We start from the raw sequence: 14,834 nt of genomic DNA on the forward strand, positions 1-14,834 counted from the left end.
GCCCTGGTCAGGTCATTGAATGGGAAGAACTTCTTTTTTTTATGCAGCCACGGTAAAATACTTGTGAAATACTATCGCATGATTACAATACAAAAAAATAATATATTAATATATTTTATATAATAATATTATATTGTACCGCTCATATTTATATATGATATTCATCTAACAATTATAGAGCACGCAAATCTTATTAACTAAATTTATATATATAATTCAATTTAATGTCTTCTGTTCATTTTGTTCATTCGCTTTTTGCAAAATCTAAACGCAAATAGCATACGTACTTAAACAAGTACCGACAATTCGAAAATCCATTTTATTGTCCCCTATGATTGATCTATCCTATGACTTTATCGTCACCTTGCAGAATGAAGTTTTGCGCAGGTTCGGTGTTGAAGTCATACTACCAGGAGATTGCAAACATCTCTCTCAGTCCATATTGGATGACACCACGAAACTGGTGAGCGAAACTACGCTCAAAAGGGTGTTTGGTTTTGCTGTGGCTCAACACAGCTTCTCCAGATATACCTTAAATACACTTTCGCAATACTGCCAGTATAAAGACTGGGAAGATTTTCAGCAACATCATTACAGGATGCTCAACAATGAGCCGGCTTCTGCTACTGAAACTGCTACCGTTCCGGTATTTGACACCACAAAATGGCTTGACTTAAAAAGCAAGGCGGATGCTGTTTCCCATTACACCATCCTCACCCTCAAAAACCGCTCTGGCATAGCCTATCCGTACACTGTACACCGGCCATTCTGCAATGCACATATCGAAAAGTTCCTGGAAAGCGATTATGCGGCCACCGCTTTAATTGCACCTTCCGGCTGGGGTAAGTCACTGGCACTCGTACACCTGGCAGAACATTGCTGGTTTGGGAAAGAAGCCCGATATAAAAGAGACGTTTGCTGGTTTATTCATGCACATGCCGCCGGTAGCCTGTTACTCAAAGGATTTTCACTCTCCACCTGGCTGGACAACCAGATGAACCTGGGCAACGGAGAAAACTTCCGGGAATACTTCTCCAGTCACTTCGACAAAAAAGGAGGACGCCTTATATTAATAATAGACGGATTCGATGAAATTGCAGTAGCTGGTGAAAAACTCCGTTTGCTATATTCCAAACTGGAAGACTTCGTATACTCCAACGATCTGTACCCATGGGTGAAAGTGATCCTTTCTATCCGGAGCAGTACCTGGGCGGAAATATTCCAGCACTCCCAGCAGTACCCCGCCTTCCGGCGTTACTGGTACCTCGGCGCCGAAATGGACGAGGAAACCAATATAAATATGCCCCGGTTAACGGAGCAGGAAGTAAAGTCCATATTATATAACCATCAGTTTGATCCCTCAACAGTACGGTTATTCTCTGAAAATTTTCTGCAGAAATTAAGGTATCCATATTATCTGCAGTTGTTCTGCCAGTTAAACAGCGGTCCTGATCAGACATTTGTAGATGAACACCTCAGTTTATTCGAAATTGTTTCGCGATTCATTCAAAACCGGGTGTTCAACTCGCAAAGCAATTCTTTCAAAATAAAAATCATTGAGAAATTACTGACCCTGTTAGATCTTGGCAGAACCGGGATCTATACAGACAAAAACCTGCTGCTCACCCAAAACGCTGAACTATTTCCTGCCTATAAAGAATTACTGGCAGATAATATATTGGTGGAAGAAAATCTGAGCCAGGAAATCATGTTCAATGTGAAGGTGCGCTTCGCCCATACCATGTTGCTCGAATATTTTGTGGCCATGCATTACCTGAAACAGAATGGCCAGGAAATCAATGAAGGGCTGCTTATGGCAATACTGGATCATTTGCCGCAATCGCCCTATCGTATTGGCGTATTCAGATGGCTGTTGCGCTATGCCATCAACCACGCGCAGATAGATGGCATCATCAAAATGTTGCATTTACCATTATCCAATATAGAAAAATCACATCTGCTGGAATACCTTGTACTACACTATCAGCATGATGGTAATAACCAGGGAGAACTGAAATCTATCTTCCCGGCAGGCTTCTTTAAAAAGAATCCGATTGGCCCTTTTATCAGTGATGAATTTATTCATTTCAGAAAACGGAAGGTGCTAACGGCGCTGCTGGGACTGGCGGAAGCCCGGGAAKATAAACTTAAAATCCGGAGCAAACTTTTCACCATGGCCCTGCTGCAACTGGATGCAGAGCAATGTGAAGTAGAGCTTAATAATATTAAAAAGATATATGCTGCGGATGAATTTGAAGATGAACTGTGGGTGACACCTTATGAAATACAACTATTCATTTACGAATTTCTCAAGTTTGGTATAGTGAATGAAGATATCAGGGAAAAGATCTACAATTATTTCCGTTACTGGACTGGTACCAACGGTGGAAAAAAACCAATTTCAGAACCACAGGAAATTGTGTTCCGGAATATGGGCATTGTATTTACCCTGCTGGAAGACAACGAACATCTCCTCAGTTTTACCACCCGTATATTTGAAACATACCCTTCTTTACAACATCGCAAAACAGATTCACTACGTCTGATGCTGCTCTGCTGGCAGGCACAGGCCTACCTGGGACTGGGCCAAACGGCATCTGCTGCACGTATTTGCAGACATACCGACCAGGTCATTAAAAAATACTCCGCTGACTATTTCGGTGGCAAGTACCTCGAATCTGTCCAGAAACTATTGTATGCCGGTGTTTATTTTAATGAACATGAATTCAATAAGGCCATCCGTACTGCTGAAACAGCTGTGGAAAATGCACAAAAACTGGATTTCAAAGTACTGGCACTGATGAATTTTGGTTTGTTGAATAAGATCTATCAGCAACTGCAGATGGATAAACAGAAAAATGATACCGTACAGCAAATAGAGCTCATCAGAAAAAGCACCTCCTTTAAACAAGCAGTTTCGAATTTTGCTAGGTGATTATGGCATAATTTTGCTTTATTGCGTAGCATAATGGCCATTGACGAAAGCAAATACACGAGGGGACAGTTGTTACTGCTCAATTTATTGAGCCTGTTGACTTTATTACTCCTGGCCCCCTACATCAACCGCTTTGTTCCACCGCTGGTAGCCAATGGTTGGCATGTGGACCTGCTGGTATCTGTAGTCCTGAGCTTTTTTGTGGTATTCCTCTTTCGCTGGATATTCAGACCACTTATTATTCCTGTGTTTTTATTGGTTTGTGGTGTGATGGTATTTAATAAATATACCGACCGCTATACTTTCAACAATGTCATCAACGACTATAAGGGGATGGTGCAGGGAAACCTTGGCGCCAAAGACAGCAAGCAGCTCGATATCCTCAGTCTTTACCCCAGAAGGGTAGAGAGTTACCGCGATAAAACGGTCAGAGGCATGCGGGAAAAAATCAACTTCCAGGATTCCGTAGTCCGTAATTTCTCCGTAAAACATTCCCTGGATTATTATGACCAATACTTTTATAAATATGGGAAAGTAACCCGGTTCCTTTCCCTGTTTCGTTATATCAACAGCCACTTTAAATATGTACTCGACTCCCGGCGTGATGAATATTTTGCCACACCACAGGAAACCATAGAAAATGGCTTAGGCGGAGACTGCGATGACCACTCCATATTAATGACCTCCTGTTTACAGTCTATCGGTGCCCGTTGCCGTATTGTGCTGGTGAAAGGACATGCCTATCCGGAACTCTACTGCGGCGACCGCGAAGATTTTGAAATCATGAAGCAAGCCATCATCACGCTTTTCCCTAAGCCCATGGTGACCGAAATATATTATCACGAACTGAAAGGGGAGTATTGGATTAACCTGGATTATACTGCCCGCCATCCGGGTGGACCATACATGAACGATAAAGTTTATGCACTGATTGAGCTCTGATCCTTAAATTTGCCACATGAGTCAATTTACCCGCCTCCGGAAGTATCATAGCTTTTTTCGATTTAAAAAGGACTTCGAACAGTATAGTTTAAAGAGTGCCAAAAGCTATGAGCTGATTCTACATTGGTTACACAGCAAGATGAACCGGCAGCAATTTCTCCTGCTTTCCGGTATAATAGTGGGATGTAGTGCTGGTTTGGCGGGAGTGATTTTGAAAAGCCTGGTCCATTATATACATTATGTTATCACCTACAAAGTTCATTTCAGTACACAGATCATTTTTTATATGGTATTCCCTTTCCTGGGAATTGTGTTGACCACGCTGATGGTGATCTGGTTTTTCAAAGGACAATCACGAAAAGGGATCCCCGCCATATTACACGAAATAGCACAGAACTCCAGTCTTATTCCGCCGGTAAAAATGTATTCCCAGATACTGCAAAGTGCCATTACGGTGGGGCTGGGTGGATCTGCGGGATTGGAGAGTCCGATTGCTGTAACCGGTGCTGCCCTGGGTTCTAACTATGCACGTACTTATAAGCTTAGTTATAAAGAACGTACCCTGTTACTGGCTGCGGGCGCCACAGCGGGTATAGCGGCGGCCTTTAATGCGCCGATAGCCGGGATGATGTTTGCCTTTGAAATATTATTAACAGGCGTAGTGTTTTCGGATTTCATGCCACTGATAGTAGCAGCGGTTTGTGGCAGCCTGCTGTCGAAGATTATTTTACAGGAAGAAGCCTTGTTTCATTTTGAATCCCGTGTAGCCTTCAATTATCACAACGTACCTTATTATATAGCCCTGGGCATTCTCAGTGGCTTTTATGCCCGCTATTATGTGGTCATCTCACAAAAAATAGAACATTTCTTTCATCGCCTGAAGTGGACAGCCCTGCAGCGGGCTATATTGGGCGGAGTGCTGGTATCGGCGCTTTGTGTAGCCTTACCACCTTTATTCGGAGAAGGTTATACCAGTGTAAAATCCCTGGCTTCCGGTAATGGTGAAGCCATTTTGCAAAACAGTTTTTTCCGGTATCTGCCCATACAAAGCTGGATGTTGCTGGTGTTCACCGGTTGTGTATGTTTATTGAAAGCGCTGGCTGCATCTGTCACCATACAAAGTGGTGGTAATGGCGGAAACTTTGCGCCATCACTATTTGCAGGTGGTTTCCTCGGATTTTTTTATGCGATGGTATGTCAGCAGATGGGACTTGCGAACATCCCGGTTACCAACCTGGTGATTGTGGGTATGGCCGGTGTGATGGCAGGAGTAATGTATGCTCCACTTACCGCCATCTTCCTGATCGCTGAATCCAGCTCAGGATATGACCTGTTTATTCCGCTGATGATTGTTTCCACGATCTCATTTTTGATGGCAAAGTGGTTTTCTCCCATCTCACCAGAAATAAAAGAACTGGCAAAAGACGGTAAAGTATTTACCAGGGAACACGACAAAAACATACTGCTACTCCTGAAAATGGACGACCTGGTAGAAACAGACATACAACTCATTAACATTGACGCAACCCTGCGGCAGGTGATTGAACTGGTAAAAGAGGGTAGTCGTAATATTATTGCAGTGATCAATCACCAACAATTGTTTGAAGGCATTATTACGCTGGATGACATCCGGCCCATTATGTTTAGTCCGGAACTGTATGATACTGTTACCGTTAAGAAGCTGATGCAGGCACCTCCTGCGGTGGTTAATTTAAAAGATAATATCAACCAGGTGATCAAAAAATTTGATGAAGTTAACGCGTGGAACCTGCCGGTGGTGCAGGATAAGCGACTGATTGGCTTTATTTCCAAATCCAGTGTTCTCAATAAATACCGGTTATTATTACAGGAATATTCTGAAGGATAATTTGTTCCTGCAGATGGTCTATTTTTATTCTAAAATACTCAACTACTCAATGGCCAGAGTTCTGATAAATTTTGCACATCCTGCGCTGGAGAAATCCAGGGTGCATACTCAGTTGCTGCGTATTATTAAAAATATACCGGGTGTTACTTTTAATGATCTGTACGAGCAATACCCTGACCTGGATATAAATGTAGCCCGTGAGCAAAAGTTGCTGGAACAGCATGATATTATATTGATGCAGCATCCTTTTTACTGGTATAGTGCACCTGCCATTGTAAAACAATGGATAGACCTTGTACTGGAGCATGGATGGGCCTATGGCCATACCGGCAAAGCATTGCAGGGAAAGTATTTTGGCAACATCATCAGTGCCGGTGGATCTGAACAATCGTATCATCCGGATGGGCATCATGGTCATACGATACATGATTTCCTGTTACCATTTTCACAAACAGCGAAGTTGTGTAATATGCAATATGTGGCGCCATTTGTAATTTATGGCGTACATCGACAGGATCTTTCCGATATAAAAGAAGATGCCGAAGAACTGGGGCGGGTGCTGGAGCGGTTAAGTGATAAAAAAATTGACCTGGCCCCATTACCCGGACTGAATTACCTGAATCAAATACTTCAACTTCCCGCACAAACCCGTTAATATGGATCAACATTCCTTACTATTTCAGTCGATGGTATACCTGGCGGCAGCCATTGTATTTGTGCCTCTTGCCAAGAAAATGGGCCTGGGAGCAGTATTGGGCTACCTGATAGCGGGTATTATCATAGGTCCTTCTTTACTTGGTTTTATAGGAAGAGAAGGAGAAGACATTATGCATTTCGCGGAATTCGGTGTAGTGATGATGCTGTTTCTGATTGGTATTGAGCTGGAGCCGGCGCTGTTATGGCGATTGCGGGCATCGATTCTGGGTCTGGGTGGATTACAGGTGATATTGAGTGCGGCCGCGATAGCAGGTATTGCCTTTCTGATAGGACAACCACTGAATACGTCGTTGGCGTTGGGCATGATCTTATCGCTGTCTTCCACGGCGATAGTACTACAAACACTGAATGAGAAAGGGTGGATGGGGACCGCTGCCGGACAAAGTGCTTTCTCGGTATTGCTGTTCCAGGATATTGCCGTGATTCCGATGCTGGCCGTCTTTCCTTTACTGGCAGGCAATGCCGCTGCAGATACCACGGCTCATTCGCCTTCACTCCGGGAGAACCTACCAGGCTGGGGACAAACGCTGGTAGTGCTGGGAGCCGTTGCTATCATCATTATTGCCGGCAGATACCTGGTGCGACCGCTGATGCGGATTATAGCCCGTACACGGGTGCGCGAGCTATTTACTGCTACTGCTTTACTGATGGTAGTTGGTATCGCCGTACTGATGAATCTCGTGGGGCTGAGTTCTGCGCTGGGAGCCTTTTTAGGAGGAGTAGTGCTGGCCAATAGTGAATACCGGCACGAGCTGGAAAGTGATATTGAACCATTTAAAGGTTTATTGCTGGGCCTATTTTTTATTGCCGTGGGCGCTTCTATAGATTTCAGGTTAATCATGACGCAGCCCTGGCTGATCTTTGGTCTGGTAGCGGGTATCATGGCATTAAAGGGAATAGTATTGCTGATACTGGGCAGAATATTCAAACTGAATATTGACCAAAACCTGTTGTTTGCCTTTGCGCTGGCAGACATCGGAGAATTTGCCTTTGTGCTGTTGTCGTTCACCTCACAAACGCACCTGATGAGTACGGAGATGACCGCAATGATGACAGCCGTGGTGGCCATTAGTATGGCGCTCACGCCGCTGATTATGTTGTTGTATGAAAAAGTGATACAGCCTTATTTCACAAGATCGGAGGTAAGCGCAGAACGGGAAGCGGATGAAATCAATGAAAAGAACCCGGTGATTATAGCAGGATTTGGCCGCTTTGGAAGTATGACAGGGCGTTTCCTACGTGCCAATGGCATCAATGCTACCATCCTGGACCTGGATTCTGACCGCGTAGATGCATTGCATAACCTGGGCATTAAAGTATATTATGGAGATGCCTCCCGTTATGATCTGCTGGCAGCAGCAGGTGCCAAGGATGCTAAAATGCTGATCATTGCCACGGATCATCCGGAGCAAACCCGTGACATCGTGAAGATCGCGCAGCGGTATTTCCCGCATCTGCAATTATTGGTGAGGGCCGAAAATAACGAAGACACTTTTGAGTTGATGGATCTGGGCGTGCTGCACATCTATCGCGAAACGGTAGATACTTCCCTGCGGGTAGGCGTAGATGCTCTCCGTATGTTGGGGAATCGGGCCTATCGGAGTGAACGGGCTGCCCGTACTTTTTTCCGGCAGGATGAGCGGACATTAAAGGGCTTGTCGGCCTTACGCGATGATAAAAAGCAGTATATCAATTCCATGAAAGAGCGTATTGATGAAATGGAAAAACTCATTTCTTCTGATCGCGTAAAAACCTGGCTGGATGAAGGACAGGGCTGGGATCCTGAATCTTTACGCGATGAAATCAGGGGAGAAAAAAGAGAGGAGGCGTAATGGTTTGTCCATTTGCGCCTCCTGCGCAATGTGTTACTGAATATGTTCTACAATGAGTTCGGCTACCCGGTGTAATAATCCCACATCTACTGCATTTAAATGATCATGCATCGGCTTGCTGGAGATGGCGCGTACAAAACCTTCTTCATCAGGTTCGTAAACAATTTCGTGCTCTTCGATGGCTACCTTATATACTGTTTTATATTGCTGATGTGCTGTCTGCACTTCCAGGATGTGCGGATGACCTTTGTATTCAAACTTGAGTGTGAAAATATCTGACATATGCTGTTACCGTTGTGCAGTATTGGCTGCTGCATCCCCTCTATGGCGATGATAGTAGCGTTTTATCCTGTTTTTTTCATCACGGGAAAACAGATGAATTAACCACAAGGAAAAATAAGCAAGACCGCTGATAATAAATATGTAGCCTATAAATCCGAGTGTATGGAATACTTTAAACCACACCCAGTCATTGATGTAGGCGTACTGCGCTAAGATAGCTAAAATCACTCCTGCTAACACCAATACTACCGCGATTTTTTTCATGGGGAACTTTTTTGGGACAAAAAATCTTGTATCCGTAGTGACAGCGGCAAACGAAATGCCATGTCATATCTACGTGATACACGGGTATCCAGATGTATTTCACGTAGATATATTTCTACATTACGAGCGTTAAAACGGTGTATTGGGTAAGATTGTTACAGTTGCAAACGAATTCCCAGCTTGTTTAAACCTTTTACTACAAAAAGCATGGCTACTGCGAAAAAGGCGCACCAGGCCATACCTGGCCATCCTTCTCCCAATACACCAGGTAAGGCGATACCAGCCAGCAGCATGCCGTAGAAAACAATGTCCGGCAGTATATAAGTGAGTAGTGGATTAGATCCGGCAGGACGGAAAAAGGCAGTCCATTTACTGATATGTTTTACATCTATCAAAAAATATAAAAAGGAAAATACAGCTACACAAATAGCGGCGCTATACAGGCACCAACTAGGCGTAGCGTGAATCTTGGATATTTTATAAGCCGGCCGTAAACGCCAGGCAGCAATTAAAATAATGATCAAAAAACCAGTGACCCGCGCAAATAATTTACTACCGGTTAAGCCCAGCTCTTCATCAAAATAAAACAAGGTCAGCACCATACCGCACAACACAATAGCTGTATGCGCTGCATTACCTTGTTGTGTGGCCAGCCAGCTCCAGCCACTATTTTGTATAAACGGACGTTGACATAAAGCATAATACCCAATACAAACAGCTATCATCAGCATAATGCCACCAGCGTTACCTCTGAACAACTGATAAATAATACATGCATACAGGTAAGCCCATCCTATCAGACCCAGAATACCCCACCACTGTGGACTTAATCGTTCGCTACCATCACCGCCGCGATATATGATACCCAGTATAATTAATCCTGCCAGGCCTATACCTTTCCCGCACCAGCTAATCCATGGCTGCTTAAACGTATATACATTCCAAACCAGTATTACACAGGCATAAAATAACAACGCCCACAACGCGCCATTCATACCTGTTGCCGCTGCATTTACTTCTTCCGCATTCACCATGAAAACACCCAGGACCAATAACCCTAATGTACGCCACGCAATATGTTGTTGTAATTTCCAGAAAGAATCACCTTTCGCTAAGCGGCTGTTGATAGCAAAAGGAACAGACATCCCTACAATAAAAAGAAACGCCGGAAATACTACATCCACAAAAGTCATCCGGTCTTCATTACCATGCGCATGCTGCATCCAGGAAGGGATACCGCTTACACCGGCTACACTATTAACGAAAATCATGACAAGAATAGTGATGCCGCGAAATGCATCGATAGATAAAATACGGCCGGACTTCAATTTATTGATCATAAGTGTAATGGGTAAGCAGTTGACTTCTTAACAAAATACAACATTAAACGATCTTTTACTTCAAATTATCCTGCTACCATTAAGCCCTTTTTAATAAAGAGGTTGATAAAAAATAATTACCTTTCTCCCGACAACAAAATTCTCTACAGCTTATGATGAAATTTATCCTCACCGGGGCAGGCATAGCCAGTATGGCTTGTTTCGTAGCCTGCAACCAGGGAACAAAAAGTGCCGACACTACCGAAGCCACTCCCGATGCCGTAGCCGCTAACGTAGACAGTACTGTTAATCCCGCCCAAGACTTTTTTGATTATGCCAATGGCGGTTGGATAAAACGTAATCCCATTCCACCAGAATATAGCTCCTGGGGAATAGGTAACCTGGTGCAGGAAGAACTGTACAAACGTCTCCGCACCATCAATGAAAAAGCGGTAGAAAGTCCTACAGATGCTACTTCTAAAAAGATAGCGGCCTTCTGGAAAAGCGGAATGGACTCCGTAAAAATCAATGCAGATGGAATCAAACCTATTGAAGAAGGGCTGAAGGCCATTGATGCAGTTACGAATATGCAACAACTCGTACAACTGGCTTCCAAACAGCACAACCAAACCGGTGTTATGTGTGACCTATCTATAGGACAGGATGCAAAAAACAGTGAGTTAATCATTGTGCAGTTTACACAGGGTGGCTTAGGCTTACCTAACCGTGATTACTATTTCAATACAGATGAACGCACTACCAAAATAAGAAACGCTTATCCGGCGCATGTGGCAAAAATGCTGCAATTTACCGGTCTTGACAGCACTGCTGCTAAAAAGGCTGCTACCGGCGTAATAGCACTGGAAACGATACTGGCTAAATCCAGTCGTAAACTGGAAGCGCTGCGTGATCCTGAAGCTAACTACCACAAAATGGCGGTGACCGACCTGAATAAAATTGCCGGCAGCGTTGATTGGGTAGATTTCATCAAGCAACAGGGCATCAACAAATTTGCAGATACCGTTATTGTTGGCCAACCTGAATTCTATACGGCTTTAAGTAATGCTCTTAAGTCGCAACCACTTGACACCTGGAAAAATTATCTGAAGTGGAACCTGATCAACAGGTCCTCCGAGATGTTGAGCGACACAATTGCCAACACCGACTTCGCCTTTTATGGTACGCTGATGAGAGGACAGGATAAACAGAAACCCCGCTGGAAGCGTGTACTGGATGCTGAAGAAGGTGCTATAGGCGAAGCATTGGGACAACTTTTTGCAAAGGAGTTCTTTAATGCAACTGCTAAAAAAAGATATGAAAACCTGGTAGAAGAAATTCGTGCAGAACTGAAAACACGTATCGAACACCTGGAGTGGATGAGTGATAGTACCAAGCAAAAAGCATTATACAAACTTTCTAAGATCACGAAGAAAGTGGGCTACCCTGACAAGTGGAAGGATTTTTCTGCGATGGATATCAAAGAACAATCCTACTATGAGAATATGCAAGCTGCACGTCAATGGTGGTTAGCATACCAGATCAATAAACTGGGCAAACCAGTAGACCGCACCGAGTGGGATATGACACCACAAACGTACAATGCCTACTACAACCCCAGCAACAATGAAATTGTATTGCCTGCAGGTATCTTCACGGTTCCAGGTAAGCGCGATGAGGAACTGGATGACGCCGTAGTATACGGATATGCAGGTGCTTCCACCATTGGCCACGAAATCACCCATGGCTTTGATGATGAAGGCCGCCAATTTGATGCCGCCGGTAACCTGAAAAGCTGGTGGACAAAAGATGATGAAAAGAAATTCAATGATCGTGCAGCTGTGATGGTGAAACAATTCAATGGGTACGTAGTAGTGGACACTTTACGCATCAACGGTAAAGCCACACTCGGTGAAAATATTGCCGACCTTGGCGGTATACTGCTTGGATGGGAAGCTTTCAAGAAAACAGCACAGTTCAAGAAAAACGAGAAAATTGCCGGCTATACCCCGTCACAGCGCTACTTTATGGGTTATGCACTGGGATGGTTAGGCCACACTAAAAAAGAAGCATTGGCGAAACAAGTGCTCACCGATGTGCATTCTCCTGCTAAATTCAGGGTGAATGGGCCATTTAGTGATGTAGATGCATTCTATGAAGTGTATGGTCTTAAGCCAGGAGATGGGATGTACAGAGCAGATAGTACGAGAGTACGGATCTGGTAACTATTTCCTTTAAATATTGATGGGCGAAGGCAAAGCGGTAACTATTACTGCTTTGCCTTCGCCCTTTTTATTTTTTTTAAAAAAGTTTTCCATCCGTCCCTTACGCCGGTAAAATAACCGGAATCCTATCGTAAATTAGGGGCCATTCAATAGTGTGTTTAAGATGAAAAATGAAAGCAGTTGCGTTAAGCGGACCATCAAATTGTTTACCAGCGTGGGTTGTATGCTGTTAGGAATACTTTTAACGGGAGATCGTAGTTCCGCTCAAACCTTCTCTGATGCCTTTAAGCCCTTCACCGGAACACCGAAGCATTACATCTGCTACCAGGCAAAAGGGGGTGTGGCAATTGATGGCAAGCTGGATGAAGCAGCATGGAAACAGGTTAACTGGACAGAAGATTTCGAGGACATTGAAGGTAAGGCTAAACCGACACCACGGCTGCGTACCAGGGTGAAGATGGTGTGGGATGACAAGTACCTCTATGTTGCCGCCGAGCTGCAGGAACCGCATATATGGGCGACACTACGCGACCACGATGCAATCATTTTCCATGACAATGATTTTGAAGTATTTATAGATCCTGATGGAGATACACATCAGTATTATGAAATAGAAATCAATGCCCTGAATACGGTGATGGACCTGTATATGGGCAAACCTTACCGGAATGGTGGTGAAGCCCTGCTGAACTGGGATACCAAGGGTATTCGCACCGCCGTACACGTAAACGGCACACTTAATAATGCAAAGGACACCGACAAAGAATGGACGGTGGAAATGGCCATTCCATTTAGTGCACTCAGCTTTTTTGGCAGTAACCAAAAGCCCACAGATAACAGCCTATGGCGGATTAATTTTTCAAGGGTAGAATGGGATACCGACATAAAGAACGGTGAATATGTGAAGCAGCAAAAGCCTGAAAACAACTGGGTATGGTCGCCACAGGACATCATAAATATGCATGCGCCGGAAAGATGGGGCTACCTGTTGTTTACCACCCAAGCACAAGCTAATTTCCAGCTACCAGCATCAGAAGATGTCAAAGCTTACCTGTGGCATATTTATTATGCGCAACAGGCATACAAATACAGCAATGGCAAATATGCCAGCAGCCTGGAAGCATTGAAGCTGCCCGCAAAAGAAACCGCCGCCAACGGCCAGGTATATAACTTCACGATGGAAGGAATTACTTCCCAGTTTACCGCCAGCGTTACCGGCAGCAATTTTCCTGGTACTATGAGTATTAACCAGGAAGGAAGAATTGGAAGTAATAGAAAATAAACAGAAAATAACGGATATGGATAAACGTCTTTTTATTAAATCATTAGGTGTTGGAGGACTGGCGTTAACAGCTCCCTTGTTACCTGGAAGCGCTGCGGCAGCCACTAAAAAGGCGCCCAGACTGGAGAAAACGGCAGTGCAGCACCGCGTGTGGATCAATCCCGATCATAAAGATACCGCTGCTGTATTGCAGCAAAGATATGCTGCTTACAGAAAGGCAGGAATTACGGATATCATGTTTGAAGCCGACAGTCCATTGCATTTCAAAACAGCGAAAGCGAATGGTATCAAAGCGCACCGCTGGATGTGGACTATGAACCGCGGCGAGAAAGAATTGCTGACCAGTCATCCTGAATGGTACGCTAAGAACCGTAAAGGGGAATCCTGTGCTGATCATCCACCTTATGTAGATTACTACCGCTGGCTGTGTCCCAGCAAACCGGAAGTAGTTAACTATCTGAAAAACCAGGTAGAAAAGATCCTTAGCCTGGATTATGTAGATGGCATTCACCTGGACTATGTGCGCTACTGCGATGTGATACTACCAGTGAACCTGTGGAGTAATTACGGTATTGATCAGTCGAAAGAATTACCGGAATATGATTTCTGCTACTGCGATCAGTGCCGCAATGCATATAAAGAAAAGAGCGGCGTAGATCCACTGCAGATGGAGCATCCGGACCAAAGCCCTTCCTGGCGTAAGTTTCGTTACGATCGTATTACCAACGTGGTAAGTAACCTGGCGCAGGTAGCCAGACAACATAAAAAACCTATTTCCGCAGCGGTATTTCCTACACCGGAAATTGCCAAACGTATTGTACGGCAGGACTGGACCAACTGGCCTTTGAATGCTATATGTCCGATGATATATCATGGATTTTACCGGGAGAATGTAAGCTGGATAGGAGATGCGGTAGCAGAAGGTGTGAAAGGTTTACATGGTGCATTCCCGCTGTATGCCGGCCTTTATTTACCAGACTTCCACGGCAACTACACTGAGTTGGCGGAAGCGGTTAGATTAGCTGTGCAGAATGGCGCTGCGGGTGTTTCCATTTTCGGAGAAGTGACGCCGGAAGTGCTGCGGATACTGGGAGAGAGCGCATAAGCTTTGTCCTTATTTTAAGGCCATCTCATAAAAAATTAGCGAAGATCGATACTGAAAAAGGTACCCG

At 44.3% G+C, this 14,834-nt stretch carries 11 protein-coding genes; 8 read left to right on the forward strand and 3 right to left on the reverse strand.

Annotated elements, in window-relative coordinates; all coding sequences use genetic code 11:
- Positions 1 to 331: 331 nt before the first annotated feature.
- The 5 genes from AC1DCV_RS21930 to AC1DCV_RS21950 are packed head-to-tail and all read left to right on the forward strand — an operon-like array spanning position 332 to position 8,293.
- Positions 332 to 2,935, forward strand: a complete 2,604-nt coding sequence (locus tag AC1DCV_RS21930; RefSeq protein ID WP_477025160.1) for an NACHT domain-containing protein — start codon at positions 332 to 334, stop codon at positions 2,933 to 2,935.
- Between the two features lie 21 nt (positions 2,936 to 2,956).
- A complete protein-coding gene (locus AC1DCV_RS21935; RefSeq protein WP_477025161.1) occupies positions 2,957 to 3,877 on the forward strand; it encodes a transglutaminase domain-containing protein in 921 nt (306 codons plus the stop codon).
- Positions 3,878 to 3,893: 16 nt separating this feature from the next.
- Positions 3,894 to 5,744 carry a chloride channel protein gene (locus AC1DCV_RS21940; protein ID WP_477025162.1) on the forward strand — a complete coding sequence of 617 codons (1,851 nt, stop codon included), beginning with the start codon at positions 3,894 to 3,896 and terminating at the stop codon, positions 5,742 to 5,744.
- 49 nt (positions 5,745 to 5,793) lie between these two features.
- Positions 5,794 to 6,399, forward strand: a complete 606-nt coding sequence (locus AC1DCV_RS21945; protein ID WP_477025163.1) for an NAD(P)H-dependent oxidoreductase — start codon at positions 5,794 to 5,796, stop codon at positions 6,397 to 6,399.
- A gap of 1 nt (position 6,400) precedes the next feature.
- A complete protein-coding gene (locus AC1DCV_RS21950; RefSeq protein WP_477025164.1) occupies positions 6,401 to 8,293 on the forward strand; it encodes a monovalent cation:proton antiporter-2 (CPA2) family protein in 1,893 nt (630 codons plus the stop codon).
- Between the two features lie 33 nt (positions 8,294 to 8,326).
- On the opposite strand, the gene AC1DCV_RS21955 is transcribed toward AC1DCV_RS21950, so the two are convergent.
- The 3 genes from AC1DCV_RS21955 to AC1DCV_RS21965 all read right to left on the reverse strand — a co-directional run bounded on the left by AC1DCV_RS21955 (position 8,327) and on the right by AC1DCV_RS21965 (position 10,179).
- Positions 8,327 to 8,575, reverse strand: coding sequence for a hypothetical protein (locus tag AC1DCV_RS21955; protein ID WP_133807025.1), 249 nt, complete (start codon positions 8,573 to 8,575; stop codon positions 8,327 to 8,329).
- A 6-nt stretch (positions 8,576 to 8,581) separates the two neighbouring features.
- Positions 8,582 to 8,839 carry a hypothetical protein gene (locus AC1DCV_RS21960; RefSeq protein WP_133807026.1) on the reverse strand — a complete coding sequence of 86 codons (258 nt, stop codon included), beginning with the start codon at positions 8,837 to 8,839 and terminating at the stop codon, positions 8,582 to 8,584.
- Positions 8,840 to 8,994: 155 nt separating this feature from the next.
- Positions 8,995 to 10,179, reverse strand: a complete 1,185-nt coding sequence (locus AC1DCV_RS21965) for a DUF5009 domain-containing protein (protein ID WP_477025165.1) — start codon at positions 10,177 to 10,179, stop codon at positions 8,995 to 8,997.
- 152 nt (positions 10,180 to 10,331) lie between these two features.
- Between AC1DCV_RS21965 and AC1DCV_RS21970 the strand changes: the two genes are divergently transcribed.
- The 3 genes from AC1DCV_RS21970 to AC1DCV_RS21980 all read left to right on the forward strand — a co-directional run bounded on the left by AC1DCV_RS21970 (position 10,332) and on the right by AC1DCV_RS21980 (position 14,767).
- Positions 10,332 to 12,380 (forward strand): M13 family metallopeptidase, encoded by a 2,049-nt coding sequence (locus tag AC1DCV_RS21970; protein WP_477025166.1) that lies wholly within the window; start codon positions 10,332 to 10,334, stop codon positions 12,378 to 12,380.
- 163 nt (positions 12,381 to 12,543) lie between these two features.
- Positions 12,544 to 13,662: a carbohydrate-binding family 9-like protein gene (locus AC1DCV_RS21975; RefSeq protein ID WP_477025167.1), complete on the forward strand. Its 1,119-nt coding sequence runs from the start codon at positions 12,544 to 12,546 to the stop codon at positions 13,660 to 13,662.
- Between the two features lie 16 nt (positions 13,663 to 13,678).
- Positions 13,679 to 14,767 (forward strand): family 10 glycosylhydrolase, encoded by a 1,089-nt coding sequence (locus tag AC1DCV_RS21980; protein ID WP_477025168.1) that lies wholly within the window; start codon positions 13,679 to 13,681, stop codon positions 14,765 to 14,767.
- Positions 14,768 to 14,834: the final 67 nt, after the last annotated feature.

The sequence above is a fragment of the Chitinophaga sp. 10T418 genome, from assembly GCF_056394125.1.

What these genes read in the sequence shown, in the direction of transcription:
- AC1DCV_RS21955 (WP_133807025.1), bottom strand. Translation starts at nt 8,575, where the DNA reads ATGTCAGATATTTTCACACTCAAGTTTGAATACAAAGGTCATCCGCAC.
- AC1DCV_RS21975 (WP_477025167.1), top strand. Translation starts at nt 12,544, where the DNA reads ATGAAAAATGAAAGCAGTTGCGTTAAGCGGACCATCAAATTGTTTACC.
- AC1DCV_RS21940 (WP_477025162.1), top strand. Translation starts at nt 3,894, where the DNA reads ATGAGTCAATTTACCCGCCTCCGGAAGTATCATAGCTTTTTTCGATTT.
- AC1DCV_RS21945 (WP_477025163.1), top strand. Translation starts at nt 5,794, where the DNA reads ATGGCCAGAGTTCTGATAAATTTTGCACATCCTGCGCTGGAGAAATCC.
- AC1DCV_RS21960 (WP_133807026.1), bottom strand. Translation starts at nt 8,839, where the DNA reads ATGAAAAAAATCGCGGTAGTATTGGTGTTAGCAGGAGTGATTTTAGCT.
- AC1DCV_RS21980 (WP_477025168.1), top strand. Translation starts at nt 13,679, where the DNA reads ATGGATAAACGTCTTTTTATTAAATCATTAGGTGTTGGAGGACTGGCG.
- AC1DCV_RS21950 (WP_477025164.1), top strand. Translation starts at nt 6,401, where the DNA reads ATGGATCAACATTCCTTACTATTTCAGTCGATGGTATACCTGGCGGCA.
- AC1DCV_RS21970 (WP_477025166.1), top strand. Translation starts at nt 10,332, where the DNA reads ATGATGAAATTTATCCTCACCGGGGCAGGCATAGCCAGTATGGCTTGT.
- AC1DCV_RS21965 (WP_477025165.1), bottom strand. Translation starts at nt 10,179, where the DNA reads ATGATCAATAAATTGAAGTCCGGCCGTATTTTATCTATCGATGCATTT.